The organism is Streptomyces sp. NPDC048331 (assembly GCF_043201215.1).
Taxonomy (GTDB): domain Bacteria; phylum Actinomycetota; class Actinomycetes; order Streptomycetales; family Streptomycetaceae; genus Streptomyces.
The window spans coordinates 113,810-132,132 of the sequence record NZ_JBICYT010000008.1; the positions used below are offsets into that span (position 1 = coordinate 113,810).

An 18,323-nucleotide genomic window follows, 5' to 3' on the forward strand; every position below is an offset into this window, starting at 1 on the left:
CAGCGGGCCGCCGGGGTGTGTCCCCGTCGGCCCGCTGCCCGGTGCTGTGCGTGGTGGACGCCGGTCAGGCGTCGACCTTCTCCATGACCTCGTCCGAGACGTCGAAGTTGGCGAAGACGTTCTGCACGTCGTCGCTGTCCTCCAGCGCGTCGATCAGCTTGAAGATCTTGCGCGCGCCCTCTTCGTCCAGCTCGACCTGCATGGTCGGCAGGAAGTTGGAGTCGGCCGAGTCGTAGTCGATGCCGGCCGTCTGGAGCGCGGTACGGACCGCGACCATGTCGGTGGCCTCGCTGATGATCTCGAAGCTCTCGCCGAGGTCGTTGACCTCTTCGGCGCCCGCGTCGAGCACCGTCTCCAGGACGTCGTCCTCGGAAAGCTCGCCCTTGGGCAGCAGGACGACGCCCTTGCGGTTGAACAGGTACGAGACCGAGCCCGGGTCGGCCATCGAACCGCCGTTGCGGGTCATGGCGACGCGCACGTCGGACGCGGCACGGTTGCGGTTGTCGGTGAGGCACTCGATGAGCACCGCGACGCCGTTCGGACCGTAGCCTTCGTACATGATCGTCTCGTAGTCGGCGCCGCCGGCCTCGAGACCGCCGCCGCGCTTGACCGCGGAGTCGATGTTCTTGTTCGGGACCGAGCTCTTCTTGGCCTTCTGGATGGCGTCGAAGAGCGTCGGGTTGCCATCGATGTCGGCGCCGCCCATACGGGCCGCGACCTCGATGTTCTTGATCAGCTTCGCGAAGAGCTTGCCGCGCTTGGCGTCAACCACGGCCTTCTTGTGCTTCGTCGTAGCCCATTTAGAGTGGCCGGACATCTGCCTGTCTCCTTCGCGTCACCAACAGTGTTCGTCTCCGATCCTACCGGGAGCCCGTTACAGCCCCGCGCGCACCATGTCGACGAAGTACGCGTGAACGCGGTCGTCTCCGGTCAGCTCGGGGTGGAACGAGGTGGCGAGGACATTGCCCTGGCGCACGGCGACGGTGTGGCCGTCGTACGTGGCGAGCACCTCGGCGGCGGCACCGACGGACTCGACCCAGGGGGCGCGGATGAAGACGCCCTCGACGGGGCCGCCCGCTATGCCCGCGAAGTCGATCTTCGCCTCGAAGGACTCGTTCTGGCGGCCGAAGGCGTTGCGGCGGACGATCATGTCGATGCCGCCCAGGGTCTCCTGGTCCTCGCGGCCGTCCAGGAGCTTGTCCGCCAGCATGATCATGCCGGCGCAGGTGCCGTACACGGGCATACCGGCCGCCACACGCTCGCGCAGCGGCTCCAGCATGCCGAACAGCACGGCGAGCTTCGACATGGTGGTGGACTCGCCGCCGGGGATCACCAGGGCGTCGACCTCGGCGAGCTCCTCGGGACGCCGGATCGGCCTGGCCACGGCGTCCGCCGCGGCCAGGGCGATCAGGTGTTCCCGGACGTCGCCCTGGAGAGCCAGGACACCGATCACGGGGGTGTTCGTCATGACCGATTACCAGCCGCGGTTGGCGTAGCGCTCGGACTCGGGGAGGGTGTCGCAGTTGATGCCGACCATGGCCTCGCCCAGGTTGCGGGAGGCGTCCGCGATGATCTTCGGGTCGTCGTAGAAGGTGGTGGCCTTCACGATGGCGGCGGCGCGCTTGGCCGGGTCGCCCGACTTGAAGATGCCGGAGCCGACGAAGACGCCCTCGGCGCCGAGCTGGCGCATGAGCGCGGCGTCGGCCGGGGTGGCGACGCCACCGGCGGAGAAGAGCACGACCGGGAGCTTGCCGAGCTCGGCGACTTCCTTGACGAGCTCGTACGGGGCGCGCAGCTCCTTGGCGGCGGCGAACAGCTCGTTGTTGTCGTAGCCGCGCAGGCGGGCGATCTCGTTCTTGATCTGGCGCAGGTGGCGGACGGCCTCGACCACGTTGCCGGTGCCGGCCTCGCCCTTGGAGCGGATCATGGCCGCGCCCTCGGCGATGCGGCGCAGGGCCTCGCCCAGGTTCGTGGCGCCACAGACGAAGGGGGTGGTGAACGCCCACTTGTCGGAGTGGTTGACCTCGTCGGCCGGGGTCAGGACCTCGGACTCGTCGATGTAGTCGACACCGAGGGACTGCAGGACCTGGGCCTCGACGAAGTGGCCGATGCGGGACTTGGCCATGACCGGGATCGAGACGGCCTCGATGATCTCTTCGATCATGTTGGGGTCCGACATGCGCGCGACGCCGCCGTCCTTGCGGATGTCGGCCGGGACCCGCTCCAGGGCCATGACGGCCACGGCGCCGGCGTCCTCGGCGATCTTCGCCTGCTCGGCGTTGACCACGTCCATGATCACGCCGCCCTTCAGCTGCTCGGCCATGCCGCGCTTGACGCGCGAGGTGCCGATCGCCGACTCGGCGGACTGGGGGGAGGTGGGAAGCGTGCTCACGGATTGACCTCACTCGAAGGGAGCTCGAAAGGAAGACGGGTACTACTGCTCGTACTACTCGGCTGAGGAAACCCCAGGGGATCAGTCCACTACAAGGGCCAATATGGAGCCCGTGGCCCCTTGATTTGTCCCTCGCGGCCCTTGGACACCCCTAGATCGGCCGATCTGCAAGATCCACCGGCGGCTCGTCGTCCATTTCGAAGGCGAGCGGGAAGGGCGCGTGCCCCGCCAGTCTGAACCAGCGGACCTTGCGATGCCTGCGCAGCGCGCGGGCGGCCCGTACCGAGTCGTTGAGGAAGCGCCGCGCCATCGGCACCCGGCGGACGGCCGCCGCCAGCTCCTCCGTGGCCTCCGCCCCTCCGGGGGCCGCCTTGAGCACGTCGACCTGGTCGGCATCGGCGAAGACCGCCCGCAGCGCCTGGCTGAGCTCGCTCTCCGCCACCTCGCGGTGGTCCTCCTCGGCCTGCCGGGCGGCGTGCGCGGCCTCGTACAGCACCAGGGACGAGGCGGGGTCGAGCACCCCGGAGGTGGCCACCTCCAACACGACGGAGGCCCGCCGCACGAGCTGTGCGTCGAGCGCGGCCCGCGCGGCGTCCATCCGCGAGTGCAGCCGGTCGAGCCGGCCCGCGGTCCAGCTGAGGTAGACCCCGATGACTCCGAGAGCCAGCGCGATCCAGACAAGGGTTTCGATCACGCTGCGCGACCCTACCGCTCCGGGCGCCCCGGATCCCCATCGCCCCTGGCCCGGGCCGCTCCCAGTAAGGTCCGTGATCCATGAACATCGGGGGGACGGGACACATGAAGTCGCACCGCAGAACAACGGCACGCGCACTGCTCGCGGTGGCCGCCGCACTCGTGGCGGCCACCCTGGCCGCCTACTTCTGGGGCGGTTCAAACGGCGGGCTCGTCGTGATGAACCAGGTGCACGGCCACTTCGTCGGCATGGGCTGGGTGACGCTGGTCGCCCTGGTCGGCGGGATCCTGCTGGGAGCACGGAAGACGGCGACGCGCCTCGCCCTGGGACTCCCGGTGGCCATTCTCGGAGTCATGGTCATGAGCCTCGCCACCATGCTGGCCATGCTGGCCGGTGGGCAGGAACAGACGCAGAGTCTGACGGCCCCCGGCCGGGACGACCGTCGCCTGGTCGTCGAAGAGGGCTCGGCCATGATCGACCCGCTGTGGTACGTGTACGTCCAGCAGGGCAGCTGGCCCCGGGAGCGCCGTTGGGCCGTCGGCTACTTCAACGGCGACGCCACCGACAACGAGCTCCGCGAGGCCGTATGGACGGCCCCCGACCGGATCCGCCTGACCACCTCGGGCGGCGTGGTCCACGAGGTGACCGTCGCCCCCGGCGGACGGCCCGACCAGGTCGTCTCCGCCGGGTGGTGACGCCTCAGGACGACGCGGTGTCCTTCGAGAAGCCGAGGCGGGTGCGGAGCGGGACGCGTTCGTCGGTGGCCACCGCCGCCGCGCCGTCCGTCACCGTCTCGTAGACGGCCAGGATGTCCGCCCCGACCGTCGACCAGTCGAAGCGGCGGACGTGGGCGGAGCCGCGGGCGCTGAGTTCGGCCCGACGTTCCGGGTCCCGCAGCAAGGTGACGGCCGCCGCCGCCAGGGCGTCGGCGTTCTCGTTGGCGAAGAGGTCGCCCGCCCCGCCCTGGTCCAGGACCTGCGCGAAGGCGTCCAGGTCCGACGCGAGCACGGCCGCGCCCGCCGACAGGGCCTCGACCAGGATGATGCCGAAGCTCTCACCGCCGGTGTTCGGGGCCACGTACACGTCGACACTGCGCAGCAGCCGCGCCTTGTCCTCGTCCGAGACCATGCCGAGGAATTCGACCCTCTTGCGCAGGTCCGCGGGCAGGGACGCGACCGCCTCCTCCTCGTCGCCGCGGCCCGCCACGAGCAGCCGTACGTCCGGGCAGGCCTCCACGATCTTCGGGAAGGCCGCCATCAGCACGGGCAGGCCCTTGCGAGGCTCGTCGATCCGGCCGATGAAGCCCAGGGTGTGACCGGACCAGTCCGGGTTGGGCTCGGCCTTGGCGAAGAAGTCCACGTCGACGCCGTTGGGGATGACGACCGCGTCGCCACCCAGGTGCTCCACCAGCGTGCGCCGCGCGTACTCGCTCACCGCGATCCGGGCGTTGATCTTCTCCAGGGCCGGCTGCAGGATCGGGTACGCCGCGATCATCGCCCGTGACCGGGGGTTCGAGGTGTGGAACGTCGCGACGATCGGCCCCTGCGCGGCCCAGCAGGACAGCAGGCCGAGCGAGGGCGAGGCCGGCTCGTGGATGTGGATCACGTCGAAGGTGCCGTCGTGGAGCCAGCGCCGCACCCGGGCGGCGGAGAGGAACCCGAAGTTGAGGCGGGCCACCGAGCCGTTGTACGGGACCGGCACCGCCCGCCCGGCCGAGACCACGTACGGCGGCAGCGGGGTGTCGTCGTCCGCCGGGGCGAGCACCGACACCTCGTGGCCGAGGCGGATCAGGTGCTCCGCCAGGTCCCGGATGTGGAACTGGACGCCACCGGGCACGTCCCACGAGTACGGGCACACGATGCCGATCTTCACTACGGGCGCTCCTCCAGGTCGTCCAGCCACAGCCGCTGCAGCATGTGCCAGTCCTCCGGGTGCTCGGCGATGCCCGACGCGAAGGCGTCCGCCACCGCCTGGGTCATGACGGTGGTCTTCTCGGTCCGGGTCCCGGCCTCGGGGACCTCCACCTCGGGGTGGATCCGGCCGTACATCTTCGGCGTGTCACCGTAGTGCAGGGTGGCCGGGAGCAGCACCGCGCCGGTCTGCTGGGCCAGCAGCGCCGGTCCGGCCGGCATGCGCGCCGTGGATCCGAAGAAGTCCACCTCCACCCCGGAGGCCGACAGGTCCCGGTCCGCGACCAGGCAGACCAGGCCGCCGGAGCGCAGCCGCCGGGCGAGGGTGCCGAAGGCGGCGCCGCCGCTGTGCGGCAGGACCTCCATGCCCAGGCTCTCGCGGTAGGCCACGAAGCGGTCGTAGAGGGTTTCGGGCTTGAGCCGCTCGGCGACCGTGGTGAACGGGGCGTTCATGTGGCCGATGGCCCAGGCTCCGGCGAGGTCCCAGTTGGCGAGGTGCGGCAGGGCCACGACCACTCCGCGCCCGGAGTCGAGGGCCTCGCGCAGCAGGTGCTCGTCCTTGAACTCGACGTCCGTGCCGAACCGTTTCGGGTCCATGGTCGGCAGCCGGAAGGACTCCATCCAGTACCGCATGTACGAGCGCATGCCCGCCTGCGACAGCTCGCGCAGCCGCTCGGGACCGGCGTCGGGCACGACCCGCGCCAGGTTCGACTCCAGCCGCAGCACGCTCTTGCCGCGCCGCTTCCACGCGAAGTCGGCGATCCGGCGGCCCAGGGCCACGGCGGCCGGCTCGGGCAGCTTCTTGACCCCGGCCCAGCCGAGCCCGTACAGCGAGTCGACCAGCTTGTCCTGCATGGTGCCCATCAGGCCGCGCCACCCTCGGCGGCGGCCGCGGCGTCGGCCTCGGCGGATTCGCGACGTACGGTGACCACCCGCTGGATCAGAGTGACGAGCGAGCCCACCGCCACGATCCACAGGGCGATCGGGAGCAGGACGCCGATCCAGGACGGCACGCCGAAGGTCTGCAGCCCGGACAGGCCGGCCGCGACCAGCGAGATCACCAGTCGCTCGGCCCGCTCGATGAGCCCGTTGACGGCGACCGGCAGCCCGATCGACTCGCCGCGCGCCTTGGTGTACGAGACCACCTGGCCGCTGGCCAGGCAGAAGATCGCCACCGCGCAGAGCGCGTTGTCGTCGCCGTTGCCCGCGTACCAGAGGGCGAGGCCGCCGAAGATCGCCGCGTCGGCGACCCGGTCGAGGGTGGAGTCGAGGAAGGCTCCCCACCGGCTGGAGACTCCGGCCTGGCGGGCCATGTTCCCGTCCACCAGGTCGGAGAAGACGAAGAGGGTGATGGTGATGGTGCCCCAGAAGAACTCGCCGCGAGGGAAGAACCACAGCGCTCCGGCCACCACTCCGGCCGTGCCGATCAGGGTGACCGCGTCCGGGCTCACCCCCCGCCGGAGCAGAAATGCGGCGAATGGCGTGAGAACACGCGTGAAGAATGCACGCGCGTACTTGTTCAGCATGGCCTTCCCGGAGGGTCGCTGGGCCGCACGGCCACCACGGCCACCGGCTGGCCCATCGTAGCCGGCACGCCACCGCGCGGACGCCGCGCACCCACCGGTTCGTGTCACGTAAGACGTTCTTCACGCCGCGGACCGTCTCTCGTAGGCCCCGGGCACGTCCTCGGGTACCTCCCCGGTACGACGTATGGACGGGATGTGACACCAGTGCAAAGCTCGAAGAATCCCGCATTCCTCCTCCGTGGAGGCGGCCGGGACATCGAGCCGGACACCTGATCCCACCCGATCCCCACACCACCTGATCCTCCTCACCGTCACCACCGGGAGGCATGAGCATCATGGGAGCCACATCACACCAAGCCGGAGCCGCCGGCAGGGCACTGACGGCCGACCGTCCCTCTTCCATCCGGAACGTCGTGCTGGTCGGCCACAGCGGATCCGGCAAGACCACGCTGGTCGAAGCCCTCGCGCTGACCGCGGGAGCGGTCAACCGGGCCGGCCGGGTCGAGGACGGGGCCACCGTCTCCGACTACGACGAGATCGAGCACCGCCGGCAGCGCTCCGTCCAGCTGTCCCTCGTCCCCGTCGAATGGGGCGGAATCAAGATCAACATCTTGGACACCCCCGGATACGCCGACTTCGTCGGAGAACTCAGGGCCGGTCTGCGCGCGGCGGACGCGGCCCTTTTCGTCGTCTCGGCCTCGGACGGCATCGACGGCGCCACCCGGATGGTCTGGGACGAGTGCGAGGCCGTCGGCATGCCCCGCGCCATCGTCGTGACCCACCTGGAGGCCGCCCGCTCCGACTACACGCAGATGACCACCGTCTGCGGCGAGATCTTCGGCGCCGACGACCCCGACGCGGTCATCCCCCTCTACCTCCCCCTGCACGGCCCGCCCGGCCCCGACGGGCACGCCCCCGTCACCGGCCTGCTCGGTCTGCTCTCCCGGCGTGTCTACGAGTACGCGTCCGGCGAGCGCGTGGAGCGCGACCCGGACCCCGCCGAGCTCGCCCTCATCACCGATGCCCGCGCCCGACTCATCGAGGGGATCATCGCCGAGAGCGAGGACGAGTCCCTCATGGACCGCTACCTGGGCGGCGAGGAGATCGACCTCAAGACCCTCGTCGACGACCTGGAGCGGGCGGTGGCGCGCGGCACCTTCCACCCCGTCCTGATGGCCGCCCCCGCCACCGACGGCGCCCGCCAGGGTCTGGGCACCGTGGAACTCCTCGAACTGGTCACCGGCGGCTTCCCCACCCCCCTGGAGCGCGCCGCCGTCCCCGTCACCCGTCCCGACGGCTCCGCCCGCCCGGACGTCACCTGCGATCCCGACGGCTCCCTGGTGGCCGAGGTCGTCAAGACCTCCTCCGACCCCTACGTCGGCCGCGTCTCCCTCGTCCGCGTCTTCTCCGGCACCCTGAAGGCCGAGGAGACCGTCCACGTCAGCGGGCACGGGCTCGCCGACCGCGGGCAGGAGGGCCGCGCCCTTCACGAACTCGACGAGCGCATCGGCTCCCTCTCCTCCCCCTTCGGCAAACAGCAGCGCGTCCTCACCCGCTGCATCGCCGGCGACCTGGCCTGCGTGGCCAAGCTCACCCGCGCGGAGACCGGTGACACCCTCTCCGCCAAGGACGACCCGCTGCTCATGGCGCCGTGGACCATGCCCGACCCCCTGCTCCCCCTCGCGATCGAGGCCCACAGCAAGGCCGACGAGGACAAACTGTCCCAGGGCCTGGCCCGACTCGTCGCCGAGGACCCGACCATGCGGCTGGAGCAGAACCCGCACACCCACCAGGTCGTCCTGTGGTGCCTGGGCGAGGCCCACCAGGACGTGGCCCTGGAGCGGCTGCGCACCCGCTACGGCGTCCAGGTCGACCCGGTCCCGCACAAGGTGAGCCTGCGCGAGACCTTCGGTGCCAAGGCCGCCGGGCGCGGCCGGCACGTCAAACAGTCCGGCGGCCACGGCCAGTTCGCCATCTGCGAGATCGAGGTGGAGCCGCTGCCGCCCGGCAGCGGCATCGAGTTCGTCGACAAGGTCGTCGGCGGCGCCGTGCCCCGCCAGTTCATCCCGTCCGTGGAGAAGGGCGTACGCGCCCAGGCCGCCCGCGGGCTCGCCGCCGGCTACCCGCTGGTCGACGTGCGCATCACCCTCCTCGACGGCAAGGCGCACTCGGTGGACTCCTCCGACGCCGCCTTCCAGACGGCCGGGGCCCTCGCCCTGCGCGAGGCCGCCGCCGAGGCCCGGATCGACCTCCTCGAACCGGTGGCCGAGCTCGCCGTCGTCGTCCCCGACGAGTACGTGGGCCCGGTCATGAGCGATCTCGCCGGCCGCCGCGGCCGCGTCGTCGGCACCGACCAGGCCGCGGCCGGACGCACCCGGGTCCGCGCCGAGATCCCGGAGATCGAGATCGGCCGCTACGCCGTCGAGCTGCGCTCGGTCTCGCACGGCACCGGCCGCTTCGCCCGGGCGTACGCCCGCCACGAACCGATGCCGCCGCAGATCGCGGAAAAGGTGCGTGAACAGGCCGAGAAGGGAAGTTGATTGCTGTAGCAGCTGATCGGCCGCCCACCCAACCAGCTTGCGGTGGGCGGCATTTCCCTGTCCCATGACCATGGGGCGAGATCCGCCGATAGGCTCGTCGGCGCACCAAAAGAGCAGGAACGCAAGGCGATGGGGGTGGGGCAGCGGTGGCGGACGACGGATTCGACTTCAGGCCCGGGGCGCAGGTTCCGCTGCAGGGGGGTGGCGGGCAGACGGCGGCGACCAACGCCCTGGCCTCGGCCGCTTACCGGGACGGCGGCAAGGACAGCAAGCTGGACAAGCTACTCACCGCCAACAACGAGAACCACCCCGCGACGGTCAAGCCCCCGAAGATCTCCCTCTTCGAACCCAGCCTCGGCGAGGCCTTCTGCCGGGCCGTGGAGGCCCGCACGCTCGGGGCCGGCCGCAAGCCACTGATCCAGTCCTTCGGCGCGGATCCGCAGACGGTGGTGGAGCACTGCCTGGCCGCCTCGCACATCCGCAAGGCGCGCGACCGCAAGCTCCGGCTGATCACGCTGGTCTGCGGTGTGCTGTTCCTGCCCGGGCTGCTGCTGTGGCTGGGCCTGTTCCAGCTGCGCAAGAGCCTCGCCTCCAAGGAGGGCAGGGCCTCGTGGCTGGGCACCGTACTCCTCGTCGGCGTCGCCCTCGTGGTGGCCGTCCTGATGTTCAAGCTGCCGCTCACCGGCTTCCTCGGCCTCTACGCCCGCGCCATGATCATCGCCCCGGCCCTGGGCTGGCTGCTCGCCCGCCGCGCCTGCGAGGCCACCGCCAGGGACCTTCGCTCGCGCTGGGACGGGCTGCTGTCCGGCGGCGGGGTCGGCGCCAAGATCCCGGAGGCCGTGCCCGGCAACCCCGACGAGAAGGCCCGCGAGGACCTGCGCCACCAGCTCGCCAAGCTGACCGCGGAGGACCGGAGCAACCAGGTCTTCTACGCGGGCCCCAAGGGCATCCTCGGCATGGGCACCCGGTGGGGCAGCTGGCAGATGGCCGAGGAGCTGGCCCCCAAGAGCGAGGGCATGGAGATCCACCCCTTCCGCAGCTGGGACGTCATACGCGGGATCGACGCCCAGCTCCGCAAGCTGGAACGGGGCCCCCTGCACACCGGTGGCTTCCCGCCCGCCGCGATCCAGCACTGGATCGTCACCCCGATCGGCGAGGGCGCCGCCGAGGTGGCCCGCCCCACCGGCGAGAACGTCGACGCCTTCCTCATCAAGCCGCACGAGATCACCCGGATCTGCAACGAGCAGCAGTTCAGCGCCGGCGACCGGCACTACCTGGGCATCCAGTACCCGCTCTGGGACGGCCAGCTGGTCATCAACATGCTGGTCACGGTCACCGTGCTCTACAAGACGCTGCGCGTGGACGTCACCGCGCACGCCCTGGGCCCCGTGCACGGGCTGTTCACGTCCAAGTCCGCGGCCCCGGTGGTGGAGGTGCCCAAGAGCATCCGCTTCTGGGAGACCGTGGAGCGCCCGCTTCCGCTGGTGGACGCGCAAGAGGTGGTGCGCCTCGCCGTACGGGCCCCGCTGACCTGGTACCCGCCGCTCCTGGAGTTCTTCGGGGGCAAGCTGGTCCTGCCCGAGCCGTTCGGCCTGCGCCACGTCTGGGCGAGCTCGATGTGGCGGCACCGGTTCATGGCGGACGACGCCCTGCGCACGGTGGCCCCGGTCCTGCGGTCGATCCACGCGGCGACCTTCAAGGTGCTGGAGGAGAACGGCGTCGACACCGAGCGCTTCACGAACCGCTCCTCGATCATGAGCGGGCTCATCCAGGAGCCCGCTCCGCGCAAGGCCGACGTCTACGACGCGTAGGTAGGCTGGAGGCACGGCGGAGGAGGGAACATGACCGAGCGCAAGCCACCGGGTGTCAGCTTCGAGTCCTTCGTGGACCGGCAGATCCGACAGGCCACGGAACGGGGCGACTTCACGAGCCTGCCCGGCTACGGCAAGCCGCTGGCCTCGCTGGACGCGCCCTACGACGAGCAGTGGTGGATCAAGGACAAGATGCACCGCGAGGGCTTCGCCGTCCTGCCTCCGGCGCTCGCGCTGCGCAAGGAGGCCGAGGACGCCGTGGAGAAGGTCCGGGCGGCCCGCTCGGAACGCCAGGTGCGCGACGTCCTCACGGAGATCAACGAGAAGATCGCGGCGGCCCTGCGCATGCCCCCGCCGGGCCCGCCCCTGGGTCTGACGGAGTTCGACGTCGAGGCCGAGGTGCGGACCTGGCGTCGGGACCGCCCGGACCAGGCCTGACCTCCGGAACTCCCGCCGGGGCGTCCCCGTCCGGATCCTGCCGACCGGCAGGATCCGGACGGGGACGGCCTAGTCGACGGGCCAGGCGTCGGCGAGCATCTGGCGGGTGTCCGCGAGGAGTTGGGGCAGCACCTTGGTGTGGCCCACGACCGGCATGAAGTTCGTGTCCCCACCCCAGCGGGGCACGATGTGCTGGTGCAGGTGCGCGGCGATGCCGGCACCGGCGGCCGCGCCCTGGTTCATGCCGATGTTGAATCCGTGCGCGCCCGAGGCCTTGCGGAGCGCGATCATCGCCCGCTTGGTGAGGTCGGCGAGCTCGGCCGTCTCCGGCCCGTCCAGCTCGGTGTAGTCGGCGACGTGCCGGTACGGGACGACCATCAGGTGGCCGCCGTTGTACGGGTAGAGGTTCAGCACCGCGTACACGTGCCGGCCCCGCGCGACGACCAGGCCGTCCTGGTCGGACATCTCCGGAATCCCGCAGAAGGGACAGCCGTCCCCGGCCTCCGGGCCGGTCGGCTTGTTCTCCCCCTGGATGTAGGCCATCCGGTGGGGCGTCCACAGACGCTGGAACGCGTCCTGAGTGCCCACACCGATCTGCTGCTCCGGCTGAGTCGTCATGGCGGCAAGCATATGACCTTGGCCTGGCGTGCGAGGAAGGCCCCCGGAAAGTGATCACTTTCCGGGGGCCTTCCTCGTACGGACGCGGCCGGATCAGACCTGGACGCGGTCCGCGACGACCTTGGCCAGCTTGGCCAGCGCCTCGTCCTTGGCGATGCCGTTCTCCTGCGAACCGTCGCGGTAACGGAAGGAGACGGTGCCCGCGGCCATGTCCTCGTCACCGACGATGATCATGAACGGGACCTTGAGCTTCTGGTGGTTACGGATCTTCTTCTGCATGCGGTCGGAGGAGGCGTCCACCTCGACCCGCAGGCCCTGCTTCTTCGCCGCCGCGGCGAACTCCTGCAGGTACTCGACGTGCCCGTCGCCGATCGGGATGCCGACCGCCTGGACCGGGGCCAGCCACGGCGGCATGGCGCCCGCGTAGTGCTCCAGCAGCACGGCGAAGAACCGCTCGATGGAACCGAACAGCGCGCGGTGGATCATGACCGGACGCTGACGGGAGCCGTCGGGCGCGGTGTACTCCAGGTTGAAGCGCTCCGGCAGGTTGAAGTCGAGCTGCACGGTCGACATCTGCCAGGTACGGCCGATGGCGTCCTTGCACTGCACGGAGATCTTCGGCCCGTAGAAGGCGGCGCCGCCCGGGTCCGGGACCAGCGGGAGACCCTGCTTCTCGGCGACCTGGGCCAGGACCGCGGTCGCCTCCTCCCAGGCCTCGTCCGAGCCGACGAACTTCTCCGGGTCCTTGGTGGACAGCTCCAGGTAGAAGTCGGTCAGACCGTAGTCGCGCAGCAGGTTGAGCACGAAGGTGAGGGTCGTGTCGAGCTCCTCCGCCATCTGCTCGCGGGTGCAGTAGATGTGCGCGTCGTCCTGGGTGAAACCGCGGGCGCGGGTCAGGCCGTGGACGACACCCGACTTCTCGTACCGGTACACGGTGCCGAACTCGAACAGGCGCAGCGGCAGTTCGCGGTAGGAGCGGCCGCGCGCGTCGAAGATCAGGTTGTGCATCGGGCAGTTCATGGGCTTGAGGTAGTAGTCGGTACCACCGTCGAGCTGCATGGGGGGGTACATGCCCTCCGCGTACCAGTCCAGGTGGCCGCTCTTCTCGAAGAGGGCGCCCTTGGTGGCGTGCGGGGAGTAGACGAACTCGTAACCCTCCTCCTCGTGCCGCTTGCGCGAGTAGTCCTCCATGGTGCGGCGGATGATGCCGCCGCGAGGGTGGAAGACGGCGAGGCCGGAGCCGATCTCGTCCGGGATGGAGAAGAGGTCGAGCTCGTTGCCGAGCTTGCGGTGGTCGCGCTTCTCGGCCTCGGCGAGGAAGTCGAGGTGGGCCTTCAGCTCCTCCTTCGACGGCCACGCGGTGCCGTAGATGCGCTGGAGCATCGGGTTCTTCTCGCTGCCGCGCCAGTAGGCGGCCGCGTTGCGCATGAGCTTGAACGCCGGGATGTTCCGGGTGGTGGGCAGGTGGGGACCGCGGCAGAGGTCCTTCCAGCACAGGTCTCCGGTCTTCGCGTCCAGGTTGTCGTAGATGGTCAGCTCGCCGCCGCCCACCTCGACGTCGGCGCCGTCGTCGGTCGACGCGGAGCCCTTGATGCCGATGAGCTCCAGCTTGTACGGCTCGTCGGCGAGCTCCTCGCGGGCCGCCTCGTCGGTGACCACGCGGCGGGAGAACTTCTGGCCCCGCTTCTGGATCTCCTGCATCTTCTTCTCGATGGCCTTGAGGTCATCGGGGGTGAAGGGGCGGGCGACGTCGAAGTCGTAGTAGAAGCCGTTCTGGACCGGCGGGCCGATGCCGAGCTTGGCCTCGGGGAACAGCTCCTGCACGGCCTGCGCCATGACGTGCGCGGTCGAGTGGCGCAGGATGTTCAGGCCGTCCTCGGAGGAGATCTCCACCGGCTCGACGGTCTCGCCGTCCTTCACCTCGTACGCGAGGTCCTTGAGCTCGCCCGCGATGCGCGCGGCGACGATGGTGCGCTCGCCGGCGAAGAGCTCCGCCGCCGTAGTGCCCGTGGCCACCACGCGCTCGTCCCGCTCGGAATCGCGTTGGATGATCACACGGACGTCTGACACCGGTCTCTCCTGACTCAGGGGGTGCGCGGGCGAATGCCGCGCGCCTGAATCGTACCGAGCGGAGTGGCCGCGCCGCTAAACGGTTACCGCCCGGCCCGGAACTCCGGGCCTGTCGGCGTGAACCCCCCGGTAGCGTGGCCCGCATGCCCGACATACGTGAACTGGACCTGAGCGACGATGCCACTGCGGCGGCCGTGCACCGGATCGGTCTGGCCGCGTACACGGTGGAGGCGGAGCTGATCGGCTTCCACGGCATCCCGGCCTTGGGTGAGAGCCTCGCCGAGATGCGGGCCGCCGACCTCGGCTGGGTGGGTGCCTTCCTCGGGGGCGGCGCACCGGCCGGCTTCCTCGCGTGGGCGTCCGAGCCCGGCGGCGGCGTCTCCATAGACCGGTTGTGCGTGGACCCGGCCTGGTTCCGGCGGGGTGTCGCGTCACTGCTGCTGCGCCACGCCCTGACGGAGCTGTTCCCGGGCCGCCCGGTCGAGGTCACGACGGGAGCGGCCAACGCCCCCGCGGTGGCCCTGTACGCACGCATGGGCTTCACCCGCGGGCCGGATTTCTCCCCCGTCCCGGGGCTGACCATGGCTTCCTTCGGCCGGGCCGCCGAGGGCACCCCGTGGGAAGGTGGAAGGGGATCTTCCGACCTGGCATGAGGTGACACCCATGAGAGTGACCAGGAAGGCGGCTGCCCTGGGCGCCGCGACGGCCCTGCTGGCGGGCGGAATGCTCGTCGGCACCCCCGCGGCGGCGGCGCCCGTCGCCGCGTGCACCGGGGACCAGCTCTCGGCCACCGGTGCGGACCGGACGGACTCCGGCAGGGTGCGGTTCACGGTGGTCAACAACGGCCCGGCCTGTGAGCTGCGGGGCTTCCCGACGGTGGCGCCCGCGGGCCAGGGCTCCCCGGACCGCAACAAGCCGCTGCGCGTCATCCCCCGGGGCGAGGCCCGGCCGGTGCTGCTGGCCCAGGGCGGTACCGCCTCGACGGTCCTGACCTTCACCCCGGTCCTGGGCGAGGCGGACGGCTACTGCGCCTCCGGCGCCGATCCGACCGTCGCGCCCTCGCTGGTGGTCGGCATCGCGGGCATGGGCTTCCAGGTGGCCCCCTCGGACGGCGGCCGGTTCGCCCTGTGCGGCGACACGGTCCGCGCCACCGCCTTCCGCTCCCGCTGAGGGCAGTCACGCACCTGCACGAAGCCCCGGACCCGGGTTTCGCGCACCACCTCTCGCCGGTCGCCTGAACCGACCGACCGCGAGCCCGGCAAGATCCGGAAGAGACGGCCTAGTCGTCGGACGGCAGGACGTCCTCCGGGTCGAAGGCCGCGTCCAGGGACTTCATCAGCCGATCCCGCTCGACCTCGTCCATCGGTACCGGTGTCACGTCCGCCGCGTCGGACAGCCGCCGGAAACCTCCCCGACGTTGCAGGCGGCCCGTGACCCGGACCGGCAGGCCCACGAGGTGGGCGTGGCCCGCGATGCGGTACGCCTCCTCGTCGAGGGCCGCCCGGACGTACGGGACCTCCGCCCCGGCCAGCACCCGCAGTCGTACGGTCCCGCCGCCCCCGGCGGCCTTGCGGCGCATCCGCACCACGGCCCCGGCGAGCCGGACCGGTACGGCGGGTTCCGCGCGGGTGTAGCGGGCGGCGGCCTCGCGCAGCACGGGCAGGTCGCCCGGGGAGAACTCCACCGGCTCGGGGCGGGCCGCGCAGCCCGCCGGGACCCCGGCCGCCGGCGCCCAGGCGAGGGCGACGCGGGCTCCCTCGGTACCCCGGACCAGGGCGATGAGCGCCTCGGCGAGTTCCCGGCTGACCCCGGCGGCCACCGCCGCGTCGAAGGCGTCCATGCCGCCGGTGGCCCGCCGGTAGTCCACCGCCTCGCGGGCCGCGTGCAGCGCGTGGTGCAGCCGGGTCACGGGTCCCCGGCCTCCGTCCACCGGTACGTACGCGGTCAGTCGGCGCCCGCCCGGGGAGGGTCCCACCAGGACCCCGTCCAGGGTGCGTTCGGCCTGCGCCTGGTGCCGGGCCCCGTAGTACCCGGCCCGGGCGCGGTCGGCGAGGGCCCCCGCGAGCAGCAGCCGGCGGGCGGCCGAGCGCAGCTGTTCCTGTACGGGCCAGGCCGCCTCGCCCCGGTACCCGTAGGGGCCCTCCGGGATCTCCCGCTCCCAGCGGATCTCGTCGCTGGGCACGCTCAGCCCGAGGAGCACCTCCCGGGCCGAGGGCAGGCCGCTGTGCGCGAGGGCGGTGAGCGCCTCGTCCAGCAGGTCCGCGCAGTCGGGGAAGGCGCGGCTCTCCGGGACGAGCAGGCTGGTGCCCGAGCGGCCGGGCGGGGTCCAGCGGCCGTACCGGCCGGCCGCGCCGCCGCGTCGCAGCCATCCGTGGCGGTGCAGCAGCGCCCCCAGGACCTGCGGGTCGACCTGCGCGGGATCGGGACCGCCCGGGGTGTACTGCGGGGACGGGGACGGGGATGGGCGCGGGGACGGGCGCGGGGACTGGGACGGGAGCGGTTCGAGGTGCGGTGAGTGCGGGTTCATCAGGGTGTCCCTCCCGACCCGACCCGGGTCATGATCTCGCACAGCGCACGGTCGTCGAAGATCCGCGTGGTCGGAATCCGTACGGTGGTCCGGCGCCGGCCGGTCACGGGGTGTCCGGCGAGGTTGGTCCAGTAGCAGCAGTGCCTCAGGTCGAGCCGGTCGTGTCCGGCGGCGAGCCACTGGTCGCGCTGCCTCGGTACGAGCATCACGACGAGGATCTTGTGGACGGCGACGGGTGTCCGGGCCAGCTTCACCAGGTGCTCGTTGTCGAGGGTGAAGCCGAAGGTGGCTCCGGCCGGCCGCGGCGGTATCTGGTAGGTCGCCTTGAGCTGCACCTTGATGGTGACCTCGTCGTCGACGACGTGTTCGGGCGCTCCGTGGGAGACGTGCCAGTCGATGCCGTTGTCGGGGAAGGGCTGGGAGAGCGAGCACCCCGCGGCGGCCGCGACGGCGTGCAGGTATCCCACCTGGAGGGTCTCCATGCAGGCGGTGGTGGCGAGCGTGCCGCGCAGGGGTCCGGTCCCCGGACCTGTCCCCTCGTGCAGCATCCCGCCCGGTTCGGGCTGTGTGAGCGCCATGGCCGGCTCCCCCGTGCCTTGCGGGCTCTGCCGCGAGCGGTGCTGGGTGACGACCGGTCATACGTACGGTCCCCCAAGGAAGTTGTCTCCGCACCCGACCGCCCGCAAACGGCGTACGGGGCAAACAGCCCGGGTATCACCGATGCGGCGGGGGTCATGTGTTCAGGAAGCTCCACCCGCCGCTCGGGGACGAGGAGTTCGCCATGACACGCTGGTACGAGGGCCCGCTGGCCGCATTCGACACGGAGACCACCGGGGTGGACGTCGAGCAGGACCGGATCGTGTCCGCCGCGCTCATCGTCCAGGAGTGTGCGGGCGGCCGGGTCCGCACCACGCGCTGGCTGGTCAATCCCGGCATCCCGGTGCCCCCGGGGGCCACGGAAGTGCACGGGCTGACCGACGAGCACCTGCAGCGTCACGGGCGCTGGCCGGCGCCGGTGGTGGAGGAGATAGCCCGGGCGCTCGGGGAGCAGCAGGTGGCCGGCCGGCCGGTGGTGGTGATGAACGCACCGTTCGATCTGACGCTGCTGGACCGGGAGTTGCGCCGGCACCGGGCGTCCTCGCTGTCGCGGTACCTGGACAACCGGCCGTTGACGGTGCTGGACCCGCGGGTGCTGGACAAGCACCTGGACCGGTACCGCAAGGGTCGCCGGACGCTGACCGACCTGTGCGCGCACTACGGGATCGAGCTGGAGGGCGCGCACGACGCGGCGGCGGACGCGATGGCGTCGCTGGAGCTGGTCCGGGCGGTGGGGCGGCGGTTCGCGGCCCGGCTGGAGCGGTTGACGCCGGCCGAGCTGCACACGCTGCAGGCGGTGTGGCACGCGGCGCAGGCACGGGGCCTGCAGGCGTGGTTCGCGCGTCAGGGGACACCGGAGGCGGTGGATCCGCACTGGCCGCTCCGGCCGGACCTGTCGACGGCCGCGTAGGTCGGCAGGAGTTCGCGGAGGCCCGAGCATGCGGAAGGCCGGTCCGTCGATGACGGACCGGCCTGTCCCGGTGGGCGATACTGGGATCGAACCAGTGACCCCTTCGGTGTGAACGAAGTGCTCTCCCGCTGAGCTAATCGCCCGGGAACGCACCGAACAATACAGAAGGCTCGGGGCTGGTTCAAACCGCTTCCCCCGAGGGGACCCGCGGGCCGCGTGCCGGGTACCTACTCAGGGCACATCTGAGTACGCACACCCATGTCCTGACTGCGTGACCGCCGCCACACTCC

18 protein-coding genes and 1 tRNA gene are annotated in these 18,323 nt (G+C 71.2%); 7 read left to right on the forward strand and 12 right to left on the reverse strand.

The annotated features are described in order from the left end of the window. Positions 1-64: 64 nt before the first annotated feature. The 4 genes from ACGFYY_RS14720 to ACGFYY_RS14735 all read right to left on the reverse strand — a co-directional run bounded on the left by ACGFYY_RS14720 (position 65) and on the right by ACGFYY_RS14735 (position 3,086). Positions 65-817: a YebC/PmpR family DNA-binding transcriptional regulator gene (locus ACGFYY_RS14720; RefSeq protein ID WP_365269188.1), complete on the reverse strand. Its 753-nt coding sequence runs from the start codon at positions 815-817 to the stop codon at positions 65-67. Between the two features lie 57 nt (positions 818-874). Continuing rightward, positions 875-1,468, reverse strand: coding sequence for a pyridoxal 5'-phosphate synthase glutaminase subunit PdxT (gene pdxT / locus ACGFYY_RS14725; protein ID WP_033222573.1), 594 nt, complete (start codon positions 1,466-1,468; stop codon positions 875-877). 6 nt (positions 1,469-1,474) lie between these two features. Beyond that, a complete protein-coding gene (pdxS, locus tag ACGFYY_RS14730) occupies positions 1,475-2,392 on the reverse strand; it encodes a pyridoxal 5'-phosphate synthase lyase subunit PdxS (protein ID WP_030010552.1) in 918 nt (305 codons plus the stop codon). A gap of 151 nt (positions 2,393-2,543) precedes the next feature. Next, positions 2,544-3,086, reverse strand: a complete 543-nt coding sequence (locus ACGFYY_RS14735; protein WP_109780847.1) for a hypothetical protein — start codon at positions 3,084-3,086, stop codon at positions 2,544-2,546. A gap of 80 nt (positions 3,087-3,166) precedes the next feature. On the opposite strand from ACGFYY_RS14735, the gene ACGFYY_RS14740 reads away from it, so the two are divergent. After that, positions 3,167-3,781 (forward strand): hypothetical protein, encoded by a 615-nt coding sequence (locus tag ACGFYY_RS14740; protein ID WP_393709424.1) that lies wholly within the window; start codon positions 3,167-3,169, stop codon positions 3,779-3,781. A gap of 4 nt (positions 3,782-3,785) precedes the next feature. Here ACGFYY_RS14740 and ACGFYY_RS14745 read toward each other — a convergent pair whose 3' ends face one another. Genes ACGFYY_RS14745 through pgsA form a run of 3 tightly spaced genes read right to left on the reverse strand, consistent with a single transcriptional unit; the run spans position 3,786 to position 6,522 of the window. Then, entirely contained in the window at positions 3,786-4,958 is a 1,173-nt protein-coding gene (locus ACGFYY_RS14745; protein ID WP_393709426.1) for a glycosyltransferase family 4 protein, read from the reverse strand. Beyond that, complete coding sequence (locus tag ACGFYY_RS14750) at positions 4,958-5,860, reverse strand: phosphatidylinositol mannoside acyltransferase (protein ID WP_393709428.1); 903 nt, start codon at positions 5,858-5,860, stop codon at positions 4,958-4,960. The genes ACGFYY_RS14745 and ACGFYY_RS14750 overlap by 1 nt, the downstream gene beginning before the upstream one ends. Next, positions 5,860-6,522, reverse strand: a complete 663-nt coding sequence (gene pgsA, locus ACGFYY_RS14755) for a phosphatidylinositol phosphate synthase (protein WP_365269175.1) — start codon at positions 6,520-6,522, stop codon at positions 5,860-5,862. The genes ACGFYY_RS14750 and pgsA overlap by 1 nt, the downstream gene beginning before the upstream one ends. 335 nt (positions 6,523-6,857) lie before the next feature. Here pgsA and ACGFYY_RS14760 point away from each other — a divergent pair, with 335 nt between their 5' ends. The 3 genes from ACGFYY_RS14760 to ACGFYY_RS14770 all read left to right on the forward strand — a co-directional run bounded on the left by ACGFYY_RS14760 (position 6,858) and on the right by ACGFYY_RS14770 (position 11,311). Beyond that, positions 6,858-9,062, forward strand: a complete 2,205-nt coding sequence (locus ACGFYY_RS14760) for an elongation factor G-like protein EF-G2 (protein WP_393709586.1) — start codon at positions 6,858-6,860, stop codon at positions 9,060-9,062. A gap of 146 nt (positions 9,063-9,208) precedes the next feature. Next, positions 9,209-10,873, forward strand: coding sequence for a hypothetical protein (locus tag ACGFYY_RS14765; RefSeq protein ID WP_393709431.1), 1,665 nt, complete (start codon positions 9,209-9,211; stop codon positions 10,871-10,873). A gap of 30 nt (positions 10,874-10,903) precedes the next feature. Further along, positions 10,904-11,311, forward strand: coding sequence for a DUF1992 domain-containing protein (locus ACGFYY_RS14770; protein ID WP_365269167.1), 408 nt, complete (start codon positions 10,904-10,906; stop codon positions 11,309-11,311). 69 nt (positions 11,312-11,380) lie between these two features. Here the strand turns inward: ACGFYY_RS14770 and ACGFYY_RS14775 are convergent, their stop codons facing one another. Together ACGFYY_RS14775 and thrS are read right to left on the reverse strand one after the other, a co-directional pair. After that, on the reverse strand, positions 11,381-11,941 hold the full coding sequence (locus ACGFYY_RS14775; protein WP_365269164.1) for an HIT domain-containing protein: 561 nt from the start codon (positions 11,939-11,941) through the stop codon (positions 11,381-11,383). An 81-nt stretch (positions 11,942-12,022) separates the two neighbouring features. Then, the gene (gene thrS, locus ACGFYY_RS14780; protein WP_365269161.1) at positions 12,023-13,999 is read right to left on the reverse strand and encodes a threonine--tRNA ligase; all 1,977 of its coding nucleotides are present in this window, start codon (positions 13,997-13,999) and stop codon (positions 12,023-12,025) included. Positions 14,000-14,142: 143 nt separating this feature from the next. Here thrS and ACGFYY_RS14785 point away from each other — a divergent pair, with 143 nt between their 5' ends. Continuing rightward, positions 14,143-14,652 (forward strand): GNAT family N-acetyltransferase, encoded by a 510-nt coding sequence (locus ACGFYY_RS14785; RefSeq protein ID WP_393709434.1) that lies wholly within the window; start codon positions 14,143-14,145, stop codon positions 14,650-14,652. A gap of 10 nt (positions 14,653-14,662) precedes the next feature. Then, a complete protein-coding gene (locus tag ACGFYY_RS14790) occupies positions 14,663-15,169 on the forward strand; it encodes a DUF4232 domain-containing protein (RefSeq protein WP_365269156.1) in 507 nt (168 codons plus the stop codon). A gap of 109 nt (positions 15,170-15,278) precedes the next feature. Here ACGFYY_RS14790 and ACGFYY_RS14795 read toward each other — a convergent pair whose 3' ends face one another. Beyond that, the gene (locus tag ACGFYY_RS14795; protein ID WP_393709437.1) at positions 15,279-16,526 is read right to left on the reverse strand and encodes a hypothetical protein; all 1,248 of its coding nucleotides are present in this window, start codon (positions 16,524-16,526) and stop codon (positions 15,279-15,281) included. Beyond that, complete coding sequence (locus tag ACGFYY_RS14800; RefSeq protein WP_393709439.1) at positions 16,526-17,104, reverse strand: DUF4365 domain-containing protein; 579 nt, start codon at positions 17,102-17,104, stop codon at positions 16,526-16,528. The genes ACGFYY_RS14795 and ACGFYY_RS14800 overlap by 1 nt, the downstream gene beginning before the upstream one ends. A 203-nt stretch (positions 17,105-17,307) precedes the next feature. Between ACGFYY_RS14800 and ACGFYY_RS14805 the strand changes: the two genes are divergently transcribed. Next, positions 17,308-18,033, forward strand: a complete 726-nt coding sequence (locus tag ACGFYY_RS14805) for a 3'-5' exonuclease (RefSeq protein WP_314249589.1) — start codon at positions 17,308-17,310, stop codon at positions 18,031-18,033. 71 nt (positions 18,034-18,104) lie between these two features. Here the strand turns inward: ACGFYY_RS14805 and ACGFYY_RS14810 are convergent. After that, a tRNA-Val gene (locus ACGFYY_RS14810) sits at positions 18,105-18,176 on the reverse strand. Between the last annotated feature and the right edge of the window lie 147 nt (positions 18,177-18,323).